The organism is Haloferax sp. DFSO52 (assembly GCF_048158745.1).
In the GTDB taxonomy this organism is placed as follows: Archaea; Halobacteriota; Halobacteria; order Halobacteriales; family Haloferacaceae; genus Haloferax.
On record NZ_JBLOPB010000003.1, the window covers coordinates 262,342 to 286,201 of the forward strand.

General features: G+C 57.5%; 19 protein-coding genes. 8 read left to right on the forward strand and 11 right to left on the reverse strand.

All coding sequences use genetic code 11. The features are described 5' to 3' along the window. Positions 1-43 precede the first annotated feature (43 nt). Complete coding sequence (locus ACK3SC_RS17200; protein WP_416841469.1) at positions 44-694, forward strand: ribonuclease HI family protein; 651 nt, start codon at positions 44-46, stop codon at positions 692-694. Between the two features lie 217 nt (positions 695-911). Continuing rightward, positions 912-1,787, forward strand: coding sequence for an NAD-dependent epimerase/dehydratase family protein (locus ACK3SC_RS17205; RefSeq protein WP_416841470.1), 876 nt, complete (start codon positions 912-914; stop codon positions 1,785-1,787). A gap of 99 nt (positions 1,788-1,886) precedes the next feature. Here the strand turns inward: ACK3SC_RS17205 and ACK3SC_RS17210 are convergent, their stop codons facing one another. Both ACK3SC_RS17210 and ACK3SC_RS17215 read right to left on the reverse strand, forming a co-directional pair. Further along, a complete protein-coding gene (locus tag ACK3SC_RS17210; RefSeq protein WP_416841471.1) occupies positions 1,887-4,727 on the reverse strand; it encodes a UvrD-helicase domain-containing protein in 2,841 nt (946 codons plus the stop codon). Continuing rightward, on the reverse strand, positions 4,724-7,309 hold the full coding sequence (locus tag ACK3SC_RS17215; protein ID WP_416841472.1) for a PD-(D/E)XK nuclease family protein: 2,586 nt from the start codon (positions 7,307-7,309) through the stop codon (positions 4,724-4,726). The genes ACK3SC_RS17210 and ACK3SC_RS17215 overlap by 4 nt, the downstream gene beginning before the upstream one ends. A gap of 176 nt (positions 7,310-7,485) precedes the next feature. On the opposite strand from ACK3SC_RS17215, the gene ACK3SC_RS17220 reads away from it, so the two are divergent. Beyond that, positions 7,486-8,523 carry a hypothetical protein gene (locus tag ACK3SC_RS17220; RefSeq protein WP_416841473.1) on the forward strand — a complete coding sequence of 346 codons (1,038 nt, stop codon included), beginning with the start codon at positions 7,486-7,488 and terminating at the stop codon, positions 8,521-8,523. Positions 8,524-8,682: 159 nt separating this feature from the next. Here ACK3SC_RS17220 and ACK3SC_RS17225 read toward each other — a convergent pair whose 3' ends face one another. Continuing rightward, positions 8,683-9,732, reverse strand: a complete 1,050-nt coding sequence (locus tag ACK3SC_RS17225; RefSeq protein ID WP_416841474.1) for a pyridoxal-phosphate-dependent aminotransferase family protein — start codon at positions 9,730-9,732, stop codon at positions 8,683-8,685. Between the two features lie 97 nt (positions 9,733-9,829). On the opposite strand from ACK3SC_RS17225, the gene ACK3SC_RS17230 reads away from it, so the two are divergent. The 3 genes from ACK3SC_RS17230 (at position 9,830) to ACK3SC_RS17240 (ending at position 13,362) form a co-directional block, all read left to right on the forward strand. Beyond that, complete coding sequence (locus ACK3SC_RS17230) at positions 9,830-10,807, forward strand: AIR synthase family protein (protein ID WP_416841475.1); 978 nt, start codon at positions 9,830-9,832, stop codon at positions 10,805-10,807. An 84-nt stretch (positions 10,808-10,891) separates the two neighbouring features. Beyond that, positions 10,892-12,160, forward strand: coding sequence for a threonine synthase (gene thrC, locus ACK3SC_RS17235; protein WP_416841476.1), 1,269 nt, complete (start codon positions 10,892-10,894; stop codon positions 12,158-12,160). Continuing rightward, the gene (locus tag ACK3SC_RS17240; RefSeq protein ID WP_416841477.1) at positions 12,157-13,362 is read left to right on the forward strand and encodes a M20 family metallopeptidase; all 1,206 of its coding nucleotides are present in this window, start codon (positions 12,157-12,159) and stop codon (positions 13,360-13,362) included. Before thrC ends, ACK3SC_RS17240 begins: the two co-directional genes overlap by 4 nt. Before the next feature lie 69 nt (positions 13,363-13,431). Here the strand turns inward: ACK3SC_RS17240 and ACK3SC_RS17245 are convergent, their stop codons facing one another. Both ACK3SC_RS17245 and ACK3SC_RS17250 read right to left on the reverse strand, forming a co-directional pair. After that, complete coding sequence (locus tag ACK3SC_RS17245) at positions 13,432-14,613, reverse strand: site-specific integrase (protein WP_416841478.1); 1,182 nt, start codon at positions 14,611-14,613, stop codon at positions 13,432-13,434. 900 nt (positions 14,614-15,513) lie between these two features. After that, the gene (locus ACK3SC_RS17250; RefSeq protein WP_416841479.1) at positions 15,514-16,656 is read right to left on the reverse strand and encodes an XdhC family protein; all 1,143 of its coding nucleotides are present in this window, start codon (positions 16,654-16,656) and stop codon (positions 15,514-15,516) included. A 153-nt stretch (positions 16,657-16,809) separates the two neighbouring features. Here ACK3SC_RS17250 and ACK3SC_RS17255 point away from each other — a divergent pair, with 153 nt between their 5' ends. Continuing rightward, the gene (locus ACK3SC_RS17255; RefSeq protein WP_416841480.1) at positions 16,810-17,196 is read left to right on the forward strand and encodes a VOC family protein; all 387 of its coding nucleotides are present in this window, start codon (positions 16,810-16,812) and stop codon (positions 17,194-17,196) included. Between the two features lie 24 nt (positions 17,197-17,220). Here the strand turns inward: ACK3SC_RS17255 and ACK3SC_RS17260 are convergent, their stop codons facing one another. Continuing rightward, the gene (locus tag ACK3SC_RS17260; protein WP_416841481.1) at positions 17,221-18,156 is read right to left on the reverse strand and encodes an HAD-IA family hydrolase; all 936 of its coding nucleotides are present in this window, start codon (positions 18,154-18,156) and stop codon (positions 17,221-17,223) included. A 117-nt stretch (positions 18,157-18,273) separates the two neighbouring features. On the opposite strand from ACK3SC_RS17260, the gene ACK3SC_RS17265 reads away from it, so the two are divergent. Next, a complete protein-coding gene (locus ACK3SC_RS17265) occupies positions 18,274-18,846 on the forward strand; it encodes a UbiX family flavin prenyltransferase (protein ID WP_416841482.1) in 573 nt (190 codons plus the stop codon). A gap of 175 nt (positions 18,847-19,021) precedes the next feature. Here ACK3SC_RS17265 and ACK3SC_RS17270 read toward each other — a convergent pair whose 3' ends face one another. From ACK3SC_RS17270 to ACK3SC_RS17290, 5 genes are all read right to left on the reverse strand, one after another. Further along, a complete protein-coding gene (locus ACK3SC_RS17270; protein ID WP_416841483.1) occupies positions 19,022-19,531 on the reverse strand; it encodes a (2Fe-2S)-binding protein in 510 nt (169 codons plus the stop codon). After that, positions 19,531-21,894 carry a xanthine dehydrogenase family protein molybdopterin-binding subunit gene (locus ACK3SC_RS17275; RefSeq protein WP_416841484.1) on the reverse strand — a complete coding sequence of 788 codons (2,364 nt, stop codon included), beginning with the start codon at positions 21,892-21,894 and terminating at the stop codon, positions 19,531-19,533. The genes ACK3SC_RS17270 and ACK3SC_RS17275 overlap by 1 nt, the downstream gene beginning before the upstream one ends. Continuing rightward, complete coding sequence (locus ACK3SC_RS17280; protein WP_416841485.1) at positions 21,894-22,757, reverse strand: FAD binding domain-containing protein; 864 nt, start codon at positions 22,755-22,757, stop codon at positions 21,894-21,896. The genes ACK3SC_RS17275 and ACK3SC_RS17280 overlap by 1 nt, the downstream gene beginning before the upstream one ends. After that, positions 22,754-23,215: a CoxG family protein gene (locus ACK3SC_RS17285; protein ID WP_416841486.1), complete on the reverse strand. Its 462-nt coding sequence runs from the start codon at positions 23,213-23,215 to the stop codon at positions 22,754-22,756. Before ACK3SC_RS17285 ends, ACK3SC_RS17280 begins: the two co-directional genes overlap by 4 nt. Before the next feature lie 92 nt (positions 23,216-23,307). Further along, a complete protein-coding gene (locus tag ACK3SC_RS17290) occupies positions 23,308-23,835 on the reverse strand; it encodes a tripartite tricarboxylate transporter TctB family protein (protein WP_416841487.1) in 528 nt (175 codons plus the stop codon). Positions 23,836-23,860: the final 25 nt, after the last annotated feature.

The window sequence follows — 23,860 nt, forward strand, 5'->3', positions numbered from 1 at the left end:
GCGAGAGTGTGGGGTTCAACAGAATCACGAAGCGGGTGGTGACGTGACCAGTGAAACACTCCCAGTCGAACACCTCTCACCACTCGCAACGCTCGTCGACGAGGTACTCGCACGCGTCGGATACGAGATGGCCACCGTCACCAGGATCGTCGACGATGCTGTCCCCGGATACGGTGGCCTGTTCGACCCTGCGACCACGTCGACAGAGTTGCGGCGAGCGCTCGAAGTCCTCTTGGAATCAGGAATCTCTCGGCCACCAGCACCCAAGCAGACAGGCGAATCCTTTATCCTCTACGTCGATGGGAGTTCACGCGGCAACCCGGGGCCCGCGGGTGCAGGTGCTGTCATCATGGATGCCGAGGAAAACGAACTCGTTCGTCTCGGTCGCCCCGTCGGCTCTCACTCTGGAAATAACATGGCCGAGTATGTCGCTCTCCAACTCGGCCTGTCGCAACTGCTGGCACGCTACGAACCTCGCGATTTAGAGGTACGTATCGACTCGATGACAGTCATCCGCGACGTCTGGCAGGGCGACGACCCGACTGAGCCAGGCGTCGAGGCGTATAGTGAGGCTATCGAAACGGCTCTGGCATCCATCCCGAAACACCGGTACACGCATCTGGCAGATAGTGACTCGAACCCCGCGGATGCGCTGGCGACAGTCAGTGCCGACATCGCAGCGCTTGGGCCCTGAGGATGTACTGGTGCAATCAGGTATCTTACAATCTCTGTGCGACGACGAGTGTTTCTTCCGTTTGAACCGATTTACGGGGGTGGTAGAGCCCCTTCAGGACACCCACCACCCTCGCGAATGAACACGCGAGCCCTCAGAAGAGTAGGAACACCGGAAAATATCCGCCCACGTCGCCTGAATCCGCCGAGGTTATCACTCGCGTCGAGAACCGTCTCTCATGGAAATCGCAGTTACGGGTGGACGTGGTCAGACTGGACGGTGGGTCGTCGACCAACTCGTCGAAGACCATTCGGTCACGTGTCTCGACCTCGAGCACCCCGGTACCGGCGGCCATCCAGAAGTCGACTACCTGGCACTGGACCTCACAGACCAGGGAAGCGTGTTCGACGTACTCACAGACCTCGAACCGGACGCTGTCGTCCACTGGGCGGCGATTCCGGCTGCTGGAATCAAAACCGGTGTCGACACGTACAGAAACAACACACTTGCAGCACACAGTGTTCTGACGGCCGCCGGTCGTATCGGCGCACAGGTCGTACAGGCGTCCTCAGACGGTGCGTATGGCTTCTTCTTTGCCGACGAGACGCCAGTTCCGGACGAACTTCCAATCACCGAAGAACACGCACTTCGGCCAGAAGACGACTACGGACTCTCGAAAATCGTAACTGAAGAAATTGGGAAGACGATTGCACGACGCGACGATATCTCCGTTACATCGATTCGTCCATCGTGGATTCAACTCCCTGGTGAGTACCCGTGTCGTGACGACGAGTACACTTCGAACCTCGACGCAGGTGCTGGAAACTACTGGTCGTACGTAGATGTTCGCGATGTCGCTGAGATGGTCGAAGCCGCGCTCACAGCCGAGGTAGATGGACACGAGGCGTTCAACTGTGTCGCCCCAGACAACGCGCTTGGTCGTCCACTTCGAGAACTAATGATAGAGCAATACGGAAGCCTTCCAGAGAACTGCTCTGTCGAGGGTGACGCGTCAGCGTACGATACCTCGAAGGCCAGCGAGGTCCTCGACTGGGAACCCACTCGGTCGTGGCGAACCGCCGCCGACGAATCGGTCGACATACCGACCATCTGAGCCAACACAGAGAATCTGAGCTTACATCGAGAATTCGAGCCCACACCGAAAATCTGGGCCCACACAATCACTCCGTACTGTTGAGCAGTACTGCCCGCCCTATTCTTCCATCACGCCCTTGACTATCTCGACGATGTCCGACTGCGAGAGTGGGTCGATATCGACGCGGCGTGCGTTAGCAGTGTAGAAGATACTCGCCGACACGTCCCGGTTCGAAAACCAGTCATTCAACACGTGGTAGTACACACTGAGCTGTTTTCGATATTCGTCTTCGCCGTGCCGACCAAGGTCGGTCTTGAAGTCCACGATTTCGACGTCGTTGGGGCGAATGTGGACGAGGTCGACGATTCCCGAGATTGTAACCTGTTCGCCATCGACAGTGAGCGGGAGATAGGCAGTCTCTTCGACACGGAGTTCACCATCGAGTGAGTCGATAAACTCCTTGATGTGCTGCTCATTGTCGTTCGATGGCTCGACAGCTTCACCGAGTGCATACCCCTCAGCGAACTCGTGTGTGCGTGTTCCGAAATCGGTGCCTCTGCCGTCTTCGACCCCCTCGAACACGTCGTCTCGCATCAGGGTGTGTGGCGAGTGTCCGATTGGTCCATCTGGGGTCGGGATAGAAATCTGGAGGTGTGCCTGTGTCGTTTCACTGACGGCGGCAGCTTCGACAGCGGGTTCGACCGTCTCGATTTCGACTGGTAACGCTTCGAGGAATGTATTGGGCGTCTCACCCGCCGAAAAGATGACGTGGCTTTTCGCGCGGGTAATTGCCACGTAGAGGAGTCGTCGCTCTTCGTCGTATCCACGCGGAAGGCACTTCCGAAGAACGTCGGTCCGCCAGTTGTCGTAGTTGTGTGGGTAACCGTGGTCGTCGTCGTAGTGTTTCCGCTGTCGCAGTCCAATCGGGTCGTCAAACGTAATCGCGTTGCTGTTCCCGCTAGACGGCGGAAATCGACGGCTGTTCATATTCGCGAGAATCACGATTTGGTGTTCGAGCCCTTTCGCCGCGTGGATGGTCTGGACAGTCACCGAGTTCGTGCCAGCGCTCGCGTGAACCTCCTGTGTGCTTCCGTCTTCGATTCCACGTTCGATGAACCGAATGAGGTCGCCTCGAGTTAGCGTCGTCGCGTTGTGGACTGACTGAATCGTCGTCAACAACACGTCTGCATGGACTCCGTCGAAGTCGTAGCGGGAGAAGACACGCTGCGCAACGCCACCGACTGACGCTACCGACGCCAGAGACGTTTTGAACGCCTCCATGGCGGTGGGATACCCTTCGGTATCGAGGATGTGTTTGACTTCGTCGAGCGTGTAGCCTGCGGCTTCGAGAACGACTGCCCACCCACGTTCCGAGTCGGAATCGAGGATACGCAACCACGCTAACAGCAGTTTCGCGTGGTCCGACCGGAACAACTCGATCCCACCTTCGTACGCCATCGGCAACCCGTACTGCTCTGCGGCAGAGAGCAGTTCTCTGCCAAAGTCTCGTGTCCGAGTGAGGACAGCGATATCTTCGTAGTCAGGAACGCGAAGTTCGCCGTCTGCTTCGACCTGATACGCCTCGTTGCCCACGATATCCTGAATTTTCGTCAACACCGCTTCGTGCTCGTCTTCGTGTTGTATCGCCTCGATGTGTGAGTTCTCGTGAGACGCGTTCGACGAGAGCGACACGATTCGGTCTTGAACCGTCTTTACGTCGATGCTCTCTCTGCTTGCCGCGGGAGTCACGAGGCTGTGTTCGGAGAAATCGAGAATGGCCTGTGTCGAGCGGTAGTTCTCTACGAGTTCGATATCGGTAATTGGCCGCGTCGTCCACGACACACGCTCGTAGTCGTCGTTCAATTCGCCGACGAACCGGTCTAATCGGGATTCGAACTCGGTGATGTTCTCAACTGCGGCGTACTGGAAGGAGTAGATACTCTGTTTCCAGTCACCGACGACACAGATGTTGTTCGTCTCGGCCAGGAGGAGTGCGAGTTTGAACTGAATCTCACTCGAATCCTGAAACTCGTCGACCATCACATACTCGAAGGCGATGTCGTCACGGAGTTGGTGGTCTTCACAGAGCAAGACGAACGCGAACAGTTGGAGGAATCCAAAGTTGAGATAGTTACGACTGAGTGCGAATTCGAGGTACTCGTAATAGACGTCGTGGACGAAGTTTGTGAGGTCCGTTCGGTCTTCGTCGAACACGGTGTTTGCCAGTTCACTTGGCACTTGCTTCGTCCCTCGACCACGTATTTCAGCGCGGTCGGGCGCGTCTGGGAGGTAGCATCTGTTGGTCCCGTATCGACTGAGTTTCGACCGAAGTTTCGACTGCTTGCGTCCATCGTTTCGAGGCTGATTTATCTCGTCAAAACGGGCGCGGAACGCTTCGAAATCGCCATCCAGATGTCGCTCGCCGTTTCGGTACCACCCATCAGCAGTCGGAAAGACCCCTTTGGCCGCGAGTTGATTGACCAACCCGAGCAGTTCGACCGGGTTGGTAACCGCACGGAAGAAGTCGTCGTACTCGGGATGGTCGTCGCTGAATCGTCTGATGTATTCGCGGAACTGTGCTCTTTCGACGTTCTCATCTTCGAGGACGCGCGTCGACCCAGTGATTCGGTCGTCGATGCCGAGATGTGTCGGGGCCTCGAATCCGTGTTCCATGAGGATATCGTGACAGAGGCTGTGGAACGTCTGAATGGGTGCGTCAGCGAGTGCTCGCATCCCGTAGGAAGAGTGTGAGACGATTCGGTCTTTCATCTCTGCGGCCGCGTTGTTCGTGAACGTCACGAGGAGGACATCCTCTGGTTCGACGCCGTCTGAATCGACGATTTCGGCGTACCGACGGGTGACAGTGAACGTCTTTCCAGTCCCTGCGCCAGCATCGACGACGTGAATTCCGTCTGTGCTCTCGATGAGTTCTCGTTGTTGGTCGTTTGGGTCGGTCATCGTGATTCCCCCTCGAGAATGCAGTCGCGATTGTTCACGTAGCGATAGTTCGGGTCGCCACCGAGTCCTCTGACTGGGAAGCGTTCGCCACCTGCACGTCGAGCGTTTAGCTCCGAGAGGCGTTCGTGGACGAACTCCTCGAACGCCTCGACATCGTCGCTGAAGTAGTTCCGGTTTCGAATTCGAAGGAGGTGTCTAAGCGCTTGTCTACAGCCGTTTTTGACGTATTTGTAATCGCCAACGTCTTCGACCATCCGTGCTGTCAGTGCGTGTCCGAACTCAGAGTCGACGAGTTCGTCGATATCACGCGTGTCCGGGAACTCGTATTCGTCGACAACTGCCCGATACACCTCGTAGTCGGACTTCGAGAACGTCTTGTTACAGTCGTTCGCGGCGTCTTCTTCCAGTTCGGTGAAGGTCGCTGGACGTGCGATATACTCCTCGAACGTGGCTGGGTAGTACGTCACCGTCGTGAGACAGTCGTCAAGTGACCCACCGCCGGCAACCACGTCGTCGAGTGTTTCGAGGAAGTGGACGAACGTGAACCCGAGCGTTTCGTCTGGCGTGACTGTGCGCTGATGGGCAAGGTACAACAGCGCCTGGAAGTTGGGCGTATCACTCGGTGGGTCTAGCGCCGACTGCTTGATTATCGAGGTGGCAGACTTCTTCGACCCACTCTTGTAATCGACGAGATGCGTCGGACTCTGGACGAAGTCGATTTTGCCTTTCAGTCCGAGCGCAGCGTTCTCGAACCATCGTTCGGTGTTCGCGGACTCGATTGGCTTCTCGAAATAGTCGGCAAAGAAATTCGTGCCCCATCGACCTGTGGCGACGCCGCCGTCACCGACTGCTGGATTCGCATCGAGGTAGTCGACGAGGGTCTGGACGCCGATGCGATATTTCGTGCGTCGAACCGCTCTGTCGACACCCCGGAGGAATGGGTCGACCTCCTCGAGAATCACGTCTGCAACCTCGTCGAGTGTGTCTTCGGTGACGGTGTCGGGGTGACTCACGTAGAACTCTGCGAAGTCGTGAAAGAGGTTTCCTTCCTCGAAGTAGTCCTTGTCGGGGTTGTCGAGGAGGCGGCTGAAATAGTAGTCTCGAGGTGAGTTGACGTACGTGTTCAGACTGGACTGGCTAATCGTCTCGACTGTCTCTGGCTGAACATCGAGTGGGTCTCTCTCGAACCCATCATGTGTCGCCCGATACGTCCGTGCGTACTGTTCGGAGTTGAGGTCACTGAAGCGCTCGAACGCTTCGTCGAATAGCTCCTCGAAGTACAGACAGGGTGTCACAGGCGACCCACCTGCGGTATCCTGGACGAGGTAGTACTGGTCGACACCGTTCTGGAGCAAGAGTTGGAACTGGTGGATGTTGCGCTCGAACGCCCGGTCGCGATCGACCCACGGCCGACGTGGTGACGAACGCGTCCACCCTTCGTCGAGGCCGAGATAGAACACGACCGGTCTGTCGACGTGCGCGGCAGATTTCGCGTCGGCTAACAGAACACCCTCGTTTTCGCGCTCGACGGGGACCTCGTACGACTGCAGGTAGTATTCGAGGCGGTCGACCGCATCTTCGGTTACGAGGTCGTCTCGAATCCCGAGTACTGCGAGTTCGTCGCGAAAGGCGTCCAGCGTCGACTCTGTGACCGTCTCGTACGCTTCGAGGGCGTCCTCGAACGTGTACGTACGAATCTCAGTACTGAATTCGAGGAGCCACTCGACATCCTGGTGGTCGACCTCAGAGAGTCGTTTTTCGTCGTGTTCGATATCGACGGCCATCCCGAGTTGGGTAAGGAGTGGCCTGACGTCTCCAATCCGCGTATCTCGACCGGCATGTGCGCTTCTGAGTAGTTGAAGAAATGCTCGATGGTGTGGGTCGTCTGTGAATCCGGGGCCACCGTAGTAAGGAATGTCAGCTGCTTCGAGTGCCGATTCGATGAGCGAAGAGTACTGACTGGAAGCATCGAGGACGACACCGATTTCTCCTGCATTCGCTTCGGTTACGGTGTCGAGTACGGCATCGACGATTGCGGCCGGAGAATCCAGAATACGAAACGGGGGATAGTCGAACGAGTCGTCGGTAAAGGGGTCGATGGTGTCGTAATCGGCTGGGAGAATCGACCGTTCGAGCGTGGTTAATTGTTCGAATCCAACGACTGCGACCGATTGGTCAGCGTCGATAGTATACTCAGTCAGGCGGCGGGATGTCGTGTCCATCTCCTCGATGCGGTCGACAGCAATTCGTGTTGCGTCGGTTGCATACGAGTCGTATTCGAGGATGGCGTCGGCGGTCCCCTGGTACTCCCAGCACTGTAGGATGTTCCCGACGGCGAATGCAGTCTCTTTCCAGTCGAGCGTCGTCGTCTGGATAATTTCGAGAAACGCGAGACGGTCCTCTGCTTTCTCCCTGCGTCGGGCCGCGAGACGTCGGGGTGTTATCGCGAACGGCCCGAAGTGTGGCGTGTCGAGGCGGCGATTGAGTGCGCTCGCCATCGGCGCGTCGGGCACGAGTACGAGGTCGTACTCCTTGCACTCTTCGTAGAGTGCATCGAGTGATTTCGCCCGCGTAATTGACATGACGTACGGGACTCACGTCCGTCGTAAAAGTGTACTGTTGGGTACACAGTCACCAACGAACTGAGTGCGGACACAGTTATCGCGGATTCAGATATTCCAGTCACGCGTGAGCGAGTACAGGAGACGACGCGTTCGAGGGATAGCGTGATATCTGACTAACACCAGTATTCTGTGTAATGAGATTATCCCGCACGGGAATCGTGGTCCTTACAATCCTGTTGCTCGCGGTTCCTGTGGTTGCACACGTCCCGAGTTTCCCCGTCGACAACACGACGCCAGAACGGGCGGTGAGCGTCCCAGATGCGGTCAAATCGTGGTCGTTCTACGACCGCCTTGGGCCGGGTGAGGTCAAGTACTACCGTATGTCGTTAGAGGCGGGCGAGCAGTTGCGGGTCGGAACGTTCACACCTCAATCTGACGAGTTCACACCGTCATTCGTCGTCATGAGTCCGTCTCTGGACGAAACAGGAGACGTTCCAACAGGGGTCACTGTCCCCGAGGGAATGGGTGCAGTCGTCGTCGAAGGAGAGCGACCCGACAGCGCGTCGTACGAACCCTTTGCACCGTCAGCAAACTACCAGACGGCCAGCATCACCATCCCCGTCGAAGAAGAGACGACGTATCTGGTGGCAGTCTACGACCCAGTGCAGCGGTCGGGCCCTGCTGGCGTCACAGTTGGTTACAGGGAAGCGTTCTCGGTTTCCGAGTACGTAACCGTCCCGTTCGACCTCGTTCAGACACACCTCTGGGAAGGACAGCATCCGCTCGTCGTCGTCGGACCATTTTTCTTCGTCGTCATCGGTGGCCTCGGGTATCTTCGAAGTCGGTGGAATCGCACGTGGACGAATACCCCTGTTCGGGTCGCCCTCGGCGTTGCTGGATTGGCAATCGTCGCGAGCGGAGTGAACACGCTCGTTCAGATGATACTCGCGGTGGCACAGACCGGTCCGACACCTGCTGCATTCGTCACTACAGCGTTCGTCGTCGTCCCACTCGTCAGTGGTGGATGGGTGGTGACGGTGGCACTCCGTGACGAACTCACACTGTCCCCGGGAACGCGTGGTGGACTCGTCACGTCAGGTGTCGTCTCACTTCTGACGTGGGCCGGTTTTATCGTCGGACCGGCAATTCTCGTTGCTGTCGCGGTGATTCCAGAACGGTTGGTCTCCGGAGAGTGGACCGAACGGCGACCTCGCCGTCAGGATTCAGAGTGAGTGGCACCACTGTCCGACTCTTCTGTCGTGGTGTCTGGCCGGTTTATCACGCTGCGTCATCTCGACACACCTTCTCGATACTTCTTCTCGGTCACTGTGACGACGCTCTCTGGTGGCGCAGAAAACAGTTTGTCGTCGGTGACTCCCCGAGCGTGACGCTCAGGCCAGCACGATTTCCAGCGCGTCCATCACACGGTCGACCTTCTCGATCTCGGCGTTGTAACCCATGTGGCCGACGCGGAGGATGTCGTTTGCGAGGTCGTCAAGGCCAGTCGAGAGGACGACATCGTGGTCTGCTTCGAGTTCTTGCTGGACGGCCTCCGCCTCACCGGGGAGGTGGAACGCCGTCACCGTCGGGGCACTTCGGTCGCTATCCGGATAGAGTTCGAGGCCCAGCGCTGCACCGCGGTCACGACAGTGTGCGGCGACCGCTTCGTGGCGTTCGTAGACCGAGTCGAGACCCTCTTCGAGCAGCATCGACAGCGATTCGTCGAGTGCAACGACGTTTGCGACGAGGTGCGTGTACGGGAACATCTCGCTCGTATCTCTCCACGGAAGGAGGTTCGTGTAGAGCGATTTGGGGTCGCGCTCTTCTGCAACGTCCCACGCACGGTCACTGACGGCGACAGTCGTCAGTCCCGGTGGTGAACTGAACGCCTTCTGTGACGCGCCGAGGTTGATATCGATGTGTTCGCTCGGGACGGGCGTCCCCCCCAGCGAGGAGACGGCATCGACGATGGTCAAAACTTCGTGGTCGTGGAGCAGTTCGAGAACGGGGCCGATGTCGTTGAGCGTTCCCGTTGGCGTCTCACAGTGGACCATCGTCGCAGCCTTGTACTCACCTGTTTCGAGGGCTTCCTCCACAGCGTCGACATCGAGTGAGTCGGTGTAGTCGGCACCGACGAGCGTGGGTTCTCCACCGTAGTTTTCCACGAAGTCCGCGAATCCATCGCCGTAGAGACCGTTCGAGATACAAAGCACGTCGTCGCCGGGGGCGACTGTCGATGCAATCGCCGCTTCGAGGCCGAGGATACCCTCGCCACCCATGACGATCACGTCGTCGTCAGTGTCGTAGATTGTCTGCAGCTTCTCACAGACGTCGTCGTACAGGTCGAAGAAAGACTGTTCGACGTCTGGATTCGGCATCGGCTCACTCAGTCGGTCGCGAACCCGTTGCGGGACCGCCGTCGGGCCGGGTGTCATCTGCATGGGTGGTCATTTCGTGTGCGGAAAGTTAGCCATAGGGGATTCGGTCGCTGCCTCCGCGAACGGGAAGACACAAAAGCCAACCAACAGAGATGAAGGTATGAGCAAACTCTCGCCCGCGGACCTCGACCGATACATCTTCTCGCGGACGGGTGCGGCTAACGACGACTTGCTCGTCGGCGCTGGCTATGGCGAAGACGCCGCGGCCGTCGCAACCACCGAAGGCACGATGGTCATCAGCAGTGACCCGATTTCACTCGCCGCAGAGCGAATCGGAACGCTCGGCGTCGCGATTTCGAGCAACGACGTTGCTGCCTGTGGTGGAATGCCCGAATGGCTCGTGAGCACGATTCTCCTTCCCGAACCAGACACAGACCTCCTCGACGAAATCACCGCCCAACTCGACGCCGAAGCGAGACGGTTAGGAATCACAATCGCCGGCGGTCACACGGAAACAGTCGCTGGGCTTTCTCGACCACTACTCTCGCTGACGTGCATGGGGCCGACCGACCGGTACATCCCAACGTCGGGTGCAGAACCCGGTGATGTAGTCATTCTCACGAAAGGTGCCGGTATCGAAGGAACCGCCGTTCTCGCGACGGATTTCAGCGCAGACCTGGAAGCTTCCGGCGTCGAGCGCGAGACTGTGGACCGTGCTGTCAAATTCTTCGACGACATCAGCGTTCTTCCCGAATCAGTCGTTCTCTCTTCAGTTGCAACGGCGATGCACGACCCGACAGAAGGTGGTGTCCTCAACGGACTGGTCGAACTTGCCTGTGCCTCTGGAGTCCGCATCGACGTGGCTGAGACTGACGTTCCCGTCCGACCCGAAACTCGGACACTCTGTGCGGCGATGGACGTCGACCCGATTCGGATCCTCGGGTCGGGTGCGTTGCTCGCGACGGTTCCAGCAGACGACGTAACGTCGACGCTCGACGCACTCGACGCCGAAGGAATCGAAGCGACGGCAGTCGCAACAGTCCAAAAAGCAGTTGACGAAGACGCAGTCGGTGTCGTCTACGACGGAGAGCAATACAGAGACGACGTCGAAGACGATATGTACGAACTCTGGGACTGATTCTCAGTTCTCCAGTACCGACCCAAGTTCTGTACTACACATGCTTGGGGGTGAAGTAATGTAGGTGGCCCTCAATCTCGGGCTATGGCACTTGATAACGTTGACACACTCGAATGCACACTCTGCGGGGAGAGGTACGACCCTGCGCAGATAATCTATACGTGCCCGAACCACGAGGGTGTCGCGGGCATCCTCGAGGTCAAATACGACTACGACGTTATTCACGACCGGTTCGACGCACCGCTGAACGGGGATATTGCGAGCCAGTGGAAGTATCGCGCCTTCCTGCCGGTCGATACCGGTGCAACGCCGGTGACGCTTGACGAAGGTGGGACGCCCTTACTCGACGCACCTCGGCTGAGCGACGAACTCGATGTGTCTGTCCGCGTCAAGAACGACGGCCAGAACCCGACGGGCTGTTTCAAAGACCGCGCGACGAGCGTCGCTGTCACGAAAGCCCGTCACGCTGGTCGAGATGTCGTTACGTGTGCGTCGACAGGCAACGCTGCGGCCTCGCTCGCAGGCTACGCGGCGCGGGGTGGACTCGATTGTCGTATCTTCGTGCCGGCCGCAGCCCCCGAAGGGAAACTCGTTCAACCTCGTGTCTACGGCGCAGACGTACTCGCCGTGAATGGAAGCTACGACGAGGCGTACGACCTGAGCTTAGAGGTGACCGACACCTACGGGTGGTACAATCGGAACGCCGCCATCAACCCGTTCCAGATCGAAGGAAAACGGACAGTCGGTCACGAACTCGCGGAGCAGACACAGGACGACATCCCCGACTGGGTCGTCTTTTCGATGGGTGATGGCTGTACGATCGCCGGATGCTGGAAGGGTCTCAGAGAGTTCGCCGAACTCGGCTACGTCGACGAGACGCCGAAGATGCTGGGCGTTCAACCAACGGGTGCGAGCGCAATCCACGATGCGTTCCACGAGTACGACGACATCGACACTGTTGCGGACACACTGGCAGATGCAGTCGCCGTCGGTCGTCCACGGAACACACTGAAAGCCTGCCGAGCGCTCGAAGAAAGCGGTGGGACCGCACTCACAGTTACCGACGACGCGATTCTCGAAGCTGAGACCCTCCTCGGGCGGACAGAAGGCATCTACGCTGAGCCGGCAGGTGCCGCCCCGATTGCAGGCATCCGGGCCGCACGCAAACGTGGGATCATCGACGCCGACGAGACTGTGGTCGCCGTCGTCACCGGGTCTGGACTGAAAGACACTGCGGGAGCGAAGCAAGCAGTCGGCCCTGTAACCGAGATATCACCATCTATCGACGACGTGGCTGCAGTGTACGGAACTGCTCCTGACACACTCGGTGACGACACGAGGCCGACGCGATGAGCGAGACACGTTCGAACTCGGACGAATACCCGACAGAGCTGCTTGACCTCGCGGCCACGTTAGTCCGTCACGAATCAGAGAATCCGCCAGGAAACGAACGAAACTGTGCCGAGTACGTCGCCGACTGGTTCGACCACCACGACATCGACGCGACACTCCTCGAAGAACCAGACCCCAACCGACCGCAGGTCGGCGCACGTGTCGGCGATGGGAAGCCGACGCTCGTCTTGAACGGCCATCTCGACGTTGTTCCCGCCGGTGACCACAACGAATGGACCCACGACCCGTACGCTGGCATCGTCGAAGACGGTCGCCTGTACGGCCGAGGGAGCGTCGACATGAAAACTGGTGTCGCCATCGCAATGCTCACAGCCTACAATCTCCGCGAAGAGATTACCAGCGGGGAACTGGAGGGCTCACTCGTCGTGCATGCCGCAATGGGAGAAGAGACAGCAGACCCAGGGACGAAGTCACTCCTCGAAGCAGGCTTCGACGGTGAGTACGGCGTCGTACTCGAACCGACCGAACTCAGGGTCGCGACGAGCGAGAAAGGGATGGCGTGGTACGAAATTAGCTGGCCGGGCGTGCCAGCACACGCGAGTAGACCCGACGAAGGGCACAACCCTATCCCTGAGCTTCGACCGATACTCGCCGCCATCGAAGCGTACGACTCTCGGTTACGCGAACGAACCGACCCATTGTGTGGACACGCATACGCCACAGTCACGCAGGTGAGTGCTGGTGTAGGTGCAAACAAAGCTGTGCTTCCGGAACAGGCCAGCCTCAATCTCGACCGGCGTATCCTCCCAGAGGAATCTATCGAATCGGCGGACGCAGAGGTCGACGAGCTACTATCGAACCTCCGAGACGAACACGGCATCGACGTCCAGTGGGAGCGTCACGAGACGTATGCATCGGCGTCCATCCCGGTAGACCACCCACTCGCAGAGATATTCCGTGAACAATCGGCAGCGGTCGCGGGTGCCGACACTGACCCGTGGGGTATCAAAGCGTCTACGGACGTTCGAGACTTCATCAACAGCGCTGGAATCCCCGCAATCACGTGGGGACCGGGGAGTCTGGCACAAGCCCACACCATCGACGAGTACATCGACGTCTCCGCAGCAGAGGCTGGGATGAACATCCTCGAACGAACGACACGAACGCTTCTCGGCGAACCAATCCTGGAAGAATCGAACTGAAGTCGCTGACTGCCCTCAGTTTTCCACAGTGCCGTCGAGATTATTTCGAATATTTCGATTCCAAATTAATCACACGTTAAACGCCGCTTCCAACTTCTCGTACATCCGCCGTCGGCGGGCCTTTCGCTCTTGTTCTCTCGACAGATAGTTTCGAAGGACCACCTCTGTCGACGAACTCCCCTGATCTTCAGCAACACCCTCTAGTCCTTCGAGAACTTCCCCGACGGCCTCTTGATACGCCGAATACCAGAATCGCCGACCCATCTTCGGCGTCGGTGTGTCCCCGTCGACGACAACCCCTGCTCGGTCTGCGAGTTGCTTGAATCGGCGGCGGACTGTGCTCACCGAGACGTGGCCCGTCGACGACGAGCGAGATGGGAACAGATACCTGTTCCACGTAGTTCGGTCTGCCAATCTGTCGATTCTGTCGGCAACGATATCGACACCATACAGCAACGTCACCTCACCGGGGCCGTTCTTTCGTTCTCCGTCCCCAAACGAGAGGTGCGGGTCATCAGCGTCGAGAACCACTTGTTCAGCGTGCAACGAGGCGACTTCAGACGGTCTGAGTCCCCACCCTGCAAGCGCGACGACGAGCAACTCTGCTTCGGGTGCGTCCACCTCGCCGTAGATACGTCTCACCTGCGACGCCGAGAGCGCTTGTGGGTCTGGTTCACTTGCTTCCCAGCCAAACTCCTCGCCAGCCTCTGCAATTGGGTTGTACTTCGCGTACTTCCGGCGTTTCACGAAGGAGTACCATGCTCTGGCGACGTGCAAATACTCGAGTTTCGACCGATCAGTCGACAGGTCTTCGTCAAAGACGTCGAGGACGGCGAGACAGCGCTCGATTTCTCTGGGCTGTGTGTCGAGTTCTGTGAGTGGTTCCAGCAGTGCGTCGGTTTCGTGTAACTCACGATAGGTGCGAACCCACTTCGACAACCGGGTTCGGTGGGTATCGACCGTACTTTCTGCCCGACCTCCGCGAGTCGAGATCGACGTGAGGTATGCGTCTAGTGCATCGACGGTGGCATCGTGGTCGATTCCCCACTCCCATTCGTCAGCGTCGTCGTCTTCGAGTCCAACGACGTCGACGAAGAACTGAGTAAGCGTCAAGTCGTGATGTTCGCGAAGCGCGTACGCGATTCCACTAAATCCATGTTCTGTGAGCCACTCGTATCGAGGGACGTCTCGATCTTCGTCGTAACCATCACGAAGTCGCTTTGGAGCAATATCTTGCCAGTAAATGTCCACAAGTTCATCGAGACTCTTCTGAGACCACTTGTACCGGCGTTCTCTGGTCGTTTCCTTCGAAGGTGTGTCTTCGGGGGCTGAACCCCGGGAGTCAGAGCGTTGAGTCACGCATTCACACCGGCGAGTAATCCACCTGCTCTGTGTGGGGGTGATTCTGAATCTGAGATTTTCATTGGTTTCTGATATTCTCCCATCTAGTTAATACCTTGGCTTATGCGGGAGTGCCACTGACACAACTCCGATTAGTAAACACGGGGCATGAGAACGTGGTTTGTTGATGTATCGTATATCGCTATATCAAATCTGTAAAATTCTGCCGATCGTGTATCGGGCTTCACTGATGACATCTAAGCCGGTGACAATCTACCGGATACGCTCCGTGACAGCGATCCTAGCGAGCGTCAAAAATGTGTTCGCAAAGCGGTGTTCGCCGAATCAAGGATTTGGATCTGAGTTTCAATGGTTGATGATATCGTAACGTTCCGCTTAGCGGTGGTGCCTTGATTCACTTCTGTCGTTCCACCAGGACCAGGGGACGTGGTTTGAGGTACACGTGTGGCTGAATAGGTGTGGTAGCAGGGGCAACCACACGTCTGATATTTGCCACCTATGGCACGGTGGGACAGAATCGTATTTCTTCTTCGATCACTCCTCTTGTTCTGTCAGGTATTCACGAGTTCACATCGAGGTCTCTGACCGAATGTGCTCATCGTTCTCCGTTTCCGAAGACGTATGTACTAACATGGGCATCTATTATAAAAGTTCCTGCGGTTAGGGAACATGTCCTCGGTTTCACGCACTCCGACGGTGATTTTAGGGTCATCCGGGACGGTGAGCCCAACTGCTCAGTCGGGTGCTCTCTTCTGTGTTCACTCACGTTTGCATATCTCTGGAGATGTTTTACGATAGGGCAGGTGCCCGTTCGTGTACTGGGCCGTTCTTCTCTTTTAGCCGCCCCCCAGTCCGGTCTTTGTGAACCGCGAGTACTTCGCTGACGATACTGAGCGCAATTTGGACAGGTTCGCCACCACCTAAGTCCAGACCGACTGGAGTTGCGATCCGTTCCAGTTGTTCGTCGCTGAACTCCTGTCCTTCGTTGGCAAACGCTGTTTGCATCTCTTCGAATCGCTTGCGTGGACCCATCAGACCGACGTACGGAACGGCAGAATCAGTCAACAGTGTCTCCAGCGCGAGTCGGTCGTCGATAAAGTTGTGCGACATCAGTACCGGATACGTCAACTCGTCAGTGTAGTCCGCGATGGAAGTCGGGTGAGAAGAGACCACCTCGTGTGCGTACTGGAATTCGTCGGTTGACGATTTCGCCCCACGAGCGGATGCAACGACAACCTCGAACCCAACGTCTCGCCCTACTCGAGAGACTGGATGGATGTCGTTCTGATTCCCGAAGAGTAACAGTCGTGGTGCCGGGTCGATTCGTTCGGTGTATATCGTCACAGACCCGTTTTCGGTCGAAACCTCTGCACGGGATGTTCTACTGTCGTCGGCCACAGATGAATCGAGCGCCGCAACAACAGAGTCAGAGAGCTCCCTGGTTTCGGTCTCGACTCGAGTTCCGTCCGGTCCACTAACGAGTCGGTCACCAATCGAGACGGCAGAGTCGTCTGCGTCGATAACGGTGTGAACCGTGGCGGATTTCCGCTCACCGATCAACTCGAGCGCAGCACCGATGGATTTGTCGACCGGTTCAAACAGAATCGAGATGATACCGTTACAACCGATACCGAGTCCCCACTCGTCGTCGTCCGTCAGGTCGTAGATTTCGAGTTGTGGTTCTGCAGTCTCGAACACGTGTGTGGCGTCCTCGATAACGGTCCCTTCCAGACAGCCAGCAGTTACTGCGCCAAGACTCTCCGAATCAGCCGAAATCAACATCTTTGCACCGGGGCGACGGTACGCCGACCCTTCGACGTCGACAATCGTCGCCAACACTGTCTTCTCACCGGATCCAAATCGTTCTCGGAGGGAGTGGTAGAGTGCTGTTTCCGAGACACTCCACGGATCCGCGTGTGGTGACCGGTCCATACTGATAGGTCCGTACGTGACGTATATTTACTTTACCCCGTAGCGGAGTTACTGTCTCTGCTGTAGAACGGTACATCAATGGCCGGGGGCAGTCGCACTGAGACAACTCGAACGGTCGAAATCTCTTTACTCGCGCTCGGTGAACTCCGCGTCGTGAAACTTCACCAAACATTCCTGATGACATCGGACCTCGAACGGTCGAAAGCGTTCTACGAGGCGCTTGGGTTCGACATCCTCGAAGAAGGCTCGCGGTCAGTCGCCTTCGAGACGGGAGCAGCACAGCTAAAAATTGAAGCGGACTTCGGCGAGGCAGAACTCGCAGCATTCGGCCTCGAACCACCGGGTGAACGCCGTGGAGATGGCGTTATCATCGTCGTCGACGTAGACGACGTCGATGCAGTCAGTGAGAACGCAGAAGCAGCGACCGCAGCGTACGGTGGCGACGTGTTAACGACTCCCCGCGACGTCGATTGGGGGCGACGTCTCATGTTGGTCGAAGACCCGGATGGGTACGTCCTCGAAATCTCCCAACCACAGTAACCGGTCGTTTGCAACCCACCCGTCTCACGGTGTTTCTTCGAGGCGTTCGGGGTGGAAATAGCTCATTCCTGCTCGCGTCGCCGCGGTGCAGTCGCGTTGATCGTCACCGATGAAGACAGCGTCTCCTGGGCGTACGCCGAGTTCCGAGACACAGAGTTCGAGTGGCTTTGGATGTGGTTTTTGTTCGAACAGGGTTTCACGTCCGACGATAACGTCGACAGCGTCAGTTACACCGAATCGTTCGAGTGCGATCTCTGCAGCGACGACCGAATTTTTCGTACAGACGCCGAGAGGAGAGCTGAGTTCTGAGAGTGTCGCGAGTGTCGTCAGAGGCGACGCGTGACGGGCACCGTCGACCTCTGCAGATTCGAGAATCGTGAGATAAGATTCGTACACATCATTGTCACGCGCAACTGTTCCGAGGTCGGACTCCGAGGCGAAGAGGTCGCCTGACACGTACGACCCGAGGAGGTCGTCGAGGTCTGCTCTCACCGCGTCCCAATCGACCTCGAGGTCGACGAGTGTTTGGTCGAGGTCGAAGACGACGGCGTCGAACGAGTCGAGCCCGTCGACAGTAACAGTCGGACCGCCAGACAGACACCTGTCGTCTCTCCGTGTGAGCTCGATTGTGTCACCGTCTGAGATATCTAATACCGTTCGAAGGGAGACTGGTGCGAGAATCTCTATCTGGTCGTCAGGATAGCCTTCGATGATCGGGACGATGACGGCACTGTGGACCCCCGCCACGTCGCACTCGAAGAACTGAACGCCTTCACAGACATCTCCAGCCTCCTCGATGTCCCGAAAGGTTTTGCTCGGAAACTCATCGGCTACTCTGCTTCCAGTGAGGTTGAACGTCCCCGGGAACGGATCGAAGCCTAACTCTTCGACGACGAGGTCAGAAATACTAGAGACGAACCCTGCGGCCTTCCCGGCCCCCGTCGAAACACGTCCTTGCATAGCAATCGATTACGCTCCCAGGGTGATTAACTATCGGGTGACCCAGCGGGAATACAGTTGCCCGATTTGGGAACGTATCCACGACAATACTTTATAGCCTTACACCGACGTTCACGTATGCCAAACCGAGTGGTTATCGGGATGACCGGCGCGACCGGTCAAATCTACGGAATTCGAGCGTTAGAGTTACTAGAGCCGCTGGACTGCGAAGTGCATCTGATTCTCTCGAATGCGTCGAAGATAAACATCAAGCAGGAGGCTCGCTACGACGTCGCCGACATCGAAGCGCTGGCGGATGTCGTCCACAGCAACAAGAACATCGGAGCGACGACTGCGAGCGGTTCGTTCAACACGAACGGGATGTTGATCGTCCCGTGTTCGATGAAGACGCTTTCAAACATCGCCCACGCCGCGTCCGGCAGTCTCATCACACGCTCTGCCGACGTAATGTTGAAAGAACGACGCCCCCTCGTCGTCATGCCGCGTGAAAAGCCATTCAATCGGATTCACCTGAAGAACATGCTCGAAGTGACCGACGCCGGTGGAATCGTCTTCCCACCGTTCCCGTCGTTCTACCAGCAACCGAAAACCATCGACGAGATGATTACCCGGACGATGGCCCGTGCGCTCTCGCATCTCGACGTCAACGTCGAATACGACGAGTGGGAAGGTATCGCACCGGACGAATAAGGGGGAGAGATTGTCTGAACTCCCAGATACGCAGTCTCTCATCGAAGGACGGTTTTTCACGTACTGTTGTAAGAGCGGGTTTCACGTACCGTTGTAAGAGCGGGTTTCACGTACTATCGTCGACACTCTCTCCGAGAGTAGTACGGTTCGAAAAATGGGCGGGTCGACAGGTGATTCAGTCTTCGAGCTCTTCGGTGGAATCGACCGCTCGGTTGACAGCCGAGAGGATAGACTCGTACCCGGTGCAGCGACAGAGATTCTCCGCCATGTACTCCTGAATGACCTCGTCGTCGATCTCTGCTGACTCGTTAATCATCGATTCGGTCATCACCATCATCCCCGGCGTACAGTACCCACACTGGAACCCTTCTTCACATTGGAAGGCGTCTTGGACAGGGGACAACTGGTCGTCGCTCCCGAGTCCCTCGACAGTCGTGACGGACAACTGGTCGATGTTGACTGCGAGTTCCTGACAGGAGCTCACCGGTCGCTCGTCGACGAGGACGGTACAGCAACCACACACGCCGACGCCGCACCCTTCCGTCGTTCCGGTCATCTCGAGGTCCTGACGGAGGAACTCCACGAGTGTCTGGTTGGGGCGAACCGTGTTGGTGCGCTCTTCCCCGTTTAGTTCGAAGGATATCTCCACCTGCGAGGAAAACTTGCTCTGGTTGTCGGTGGACATTAGAGGTCCCCTCCCTCAATGGCCGCCAGAACACGTTCTGGCGTCAGTGGAATTTGATCGATGTGGGCTCCCGTGGCGTTCGCGACTGCGTTGATGATCGCAGGGGAGACGGCGAACGAACCGGTTTCGCCGACTCCTTTCGCGCCGAACGGTCCTTCTTCGTGTGCTACTTCGACGATGTGATTTTCGACAATATCTGGCATATCTTTGATGGACGGAATCTTGTAGTCCAAGAGTGTTTGATTGACTTGTTGCCCGAACTCGAAGATCATCTCTTCGGTGAGCGTCTGGCCGAGTGCGTGGGCCGCACCGCCCAGTATCTGTGCTTTGACCCGCTTCGGGTCGATTGCCTGGCCCACGTCGGCTGCATTGTGGAGTTCCTTGACGTCGAGTTTGCCGGTCGCAGTGTCGATATCGACAACCACACCGCTCGCGCCGAAGAACCAGAAGATAGCTGGGTCATCGCTCGCACCAGTTTCTGGGTCGTGGTGTCCGCCAGAGGTCACGTAGTGACCGCGGGCGACGAGCGTTCCGCCGGCCTCACCGTACAACGTCTTGACGGCCCGTTCGAACGACATCGACTGCGCGCCATCCGCGGTCCGAATCTCACCGTCTTCGACGACGATGTCGGACACGGCCGTGTTCCACGTGTCTGCTGCGATGTCTGTGAGCTGGTCCTTCAGGTCATCGACTGCTTCGATGAGGGCGTTGCCCATGTGGAAGGTCGACCGACTCCCGGCCGTAATCGTGTCGAAGGGAGACGTGTCTGTGTGCGGTTTCGCAACGGAGACACTGTCGATGTCGATTCCAAGCCCTTCAGCGGTGATTTGAGCGAGCGTCGTATCGACACCCTGTCCGATTTCGACACTGCTTGAGTGGACGGTTACGGACCCGTCACCGTGCATGACGACGATGGCACCGGAGGCTGACGGAGTGATACACGCCTTGTAGCCGCAGGCGAACCCTTTCGCCCGGACGACGTCTGGGTCGCTCGGTTGCTCGACTTCGGCATCCCAGTCCATCGATTGCCTCACCGCGTCGATACACTCGATGAGGCCGACAGACCGAACGGGTGCTCCCGTGGCGTGAATCGACCCTTCCGTGTACCCGTTGGCCCGCCGAATCGCAATCGGGTCGAGTCCCAGTTCGTGGGCGATTACGTCCATCTGCGATTCGTACGCGGTGACGAGCTGTGGGACACCGAATCCACGGAACGCTCCCGCAGGAGGCTTGTTCGTGTAGACACAGTGTGAGTCGATGTGGACGTTGTCGAGTTCGTACGGCCCAGCGGCGGTGTACCCCGATTTTTTCGTGATTCGGGGTCCAATCTCCGCGTAGGCACCGGTGTCGTAGTACACGTCACACTTTCGAGCGAGAAGTTTCCCATCGTCGTCGACGGCCGTCTTCAGCGACACCTTCGTCTCGTGACGGATGTTCGTGACGAACGACTCTTCGATGGACTGTTTGAGTTTCACCGTGTGACCGGAGACGTACGCACAGAGCGCGAGTAATGGCTCTGTCTTGCAGTACAGTTTCGCACCGTACGACCCGCCAACTTTCGGGACTTCCACGCGGACTTTCGACTGCGGAAGACCGAACATGTTGGCGACTTCGTTCCGGACGAAGTGCGGACTCTGGTTCGGCGTCCAGAGGTGGATGCTCCCGTCGTTTTCTGCGCGTGCGACACCGACGAACGGTTCGAGCGGCATGTGCTGGACGTGGGGCGTCCGGTACGTGTTCTCGAAGATGTGGTCCGCCTCTTCGAACACAGAATCAACGTCGCCGCGGCGAACGTTGAACTCGAATGCCTGGTTCGTGTCACGCCCAGATTGCACCTGACCGAGGTCAGGGAAGGTTTCTGCGGCCGTGAACGAGTCGTGGACGATGGCCGCGTCGTCGTCGAGCGCATCGTCGATGGATTCTGCGAAGTCGTATTCGTCGTAGGTGATGTCGACGAGGTCGATTGCCTCTTCAGCGATGTCGGGTTCGTCTGCGATGACTGCAGCGACAGCGTCACCGATGAAGTGGACCTTGTCGAGCGCTAACACGGGTTGGTCTCGAATCGCTGGGCCGAACATCGGGTTGTAGCCTTCGTCCTCTTGGAGTCGGTAGACGTCCTCACGCGTCACGACTTTCTGGACGCCGGGGAGTGCGTCGGCGGCCGACGTGTCGATGTCGACGATGTCGCCGTGTGGAATCGTACTTCGGCAAATCTTCACGTGCTTCACGTCGGCGAACTCGAGGTCGTCGCCGTACTCGATTGTTCCCCGAACGATCTCCTCCGAGTCGAGTTTGCCGACCTGATGGCCGATGCTTCGGAATGGGTTCTCTTCGTCTTGGTCTACCTTTTGCATTGAACTCATTAGTTTGCCTCCTCGTCACGAATTGCACGGAGGGCACGTCCAGTGAACTCTCCAGCCATCCGTTCTTTGTACGCTGCGGACCCTCTGATGTCAGACGAGGGTGACGACTGCTCTCGAGCGAGTTCCGCGACCGCTTCGATCGCCTCGTCACTCAACGACGAATCGATGACGTCATCGATTCCCTCGACAGCCATGATCGAGCTCTTTCCAACCGAGTTTAGCAGCACGCGAACGTCGCTGAACGCGCCGTCTGCTTCGACGGCGAACGCTGCGACCCCGACACAGGGCCAATCGACCTCCGAGAAGTAGCGATGTTTGAGATAGACACCGCGTGTGTTCTCCTCAGGGACTGGAATCGTGATTTCCGTGATGAGTTCGGCGGGTTCGAGCGCTGTGTCGTAGTAGCCGCGGATGAACTCGTCGACTGGGAGTCGCCGTTCGTCAGATCCGGTACTGAGACAGACTTCGGCATCGAGGCCCGCGAGCACCGGGGGGAGGTCGAGGTGCAAGTCAGCGTGGGCGAGGTGCCCGCCAATCGTCGCCGTATTTCTGACGCGGACACCGGCGATGTTGCCGAGACATTGAGAGATTGTCGGGAGATGTTCGACGATCGGCTCCGCTCGCTCGATGTCAACCATCGGCGTGAGTGCGCCGATTCGAACCACGTCGTCGTCGAGGGTGACGTAGTCGAGTTCCGACTTGAGACCACGGATATTGACCAATCGTTCGGGCGCGTAGATACCCTCTTTCATGACGATACTCAGCGCGGTTCCACCGGCGATCGGTCGGCTTCCCGGATTGTCAGCGAGAATTTGACACGCCTCCGAGACAGACTCCGGAAACGCCATTTCGAAACGCTTCATGCAGCCTTCCCACTCGCAATCTGTTCTTGAATGTTCTCCAAGAACTCGTCGGTCAGTTTTTCGCACTGGTGGGTGAACGCACTCTCACCGAGAGAGCCAAGTCGACCGCGGATGGCGAACTGAATGGTCATCGTTCCGTTGGTCGTCGTGTCATCCCCATCGAGTTCCAAATCTCCGGAGACGGTAGCCGAACCCGGCATGCGTCCTGATGGGGTTGCTTTCCCTTCGATCTTCATGTACTCCAGGTCCGTCCGTTCGACGATTTCGACCTCGGTATCGAACGTCAGACTCGTGTACGCGACGTCCACGCCGACTTTCGCCTCGAACGTATCTTCGTCAAGCTGTTCGACGCTCTGGCAGTGGGGGACACACGCTGCGACTCTGTCGGGGGTGTTGAAAAACTCCCAAACTTGCTCTACGGGGTGACTGATTTCAAACTCTTTAGTAACCTCTGGCATTAGTACGCCAGTACCCCCTGCTCATTGTTAATGTTTTCCATGGTTTATACTGTATGTTGACGGGCGAAGGAGAAACGACGGGTAGGACGGCTTCAGAGCAAACTTTGGAGTAAATCTATCACGATACCATCCCAGAGCCGGGCTGACAGCACCAAGACGAAGACGTAGTAAAGCCCAACAACGGCGAGGAGCGTGTACACTGCTATTCGTACGTCTCGTTTGTAGACGTACACGAACAGCGGAACGAGGAGGAACGACGCGAGGAATCCGAACAACCAGATGGCGAAGATAAAGCCGGCAATCCATCCCACCATCTCCAGTTCGCGTCGCGTGTTCCGACTGCCATCGGTATCGGCCGCGCCAGCAGGGTCATCAGAGCTGTGGCTGAACACACTGGTCGCCCCGATGTTGATTTTGTCACCGTATCGCTTGAGCAGTGACTCGATGGTGATGAGCCCGACGAGTAACACCGTCGCGATCAACGGGAACAGTCGCGCTTCACGGCTGTACGATAACGCCGTGTATATCAGGAGAATCGTGTACGAGAGCATTGCGAGCATGAACAGCGAACGGGAATGTCGCTTGATCGTCGCTCCCAGTGGTGTGGTGTCGGTTGACATGCCGAGTATATCCTGGATGTCGAAG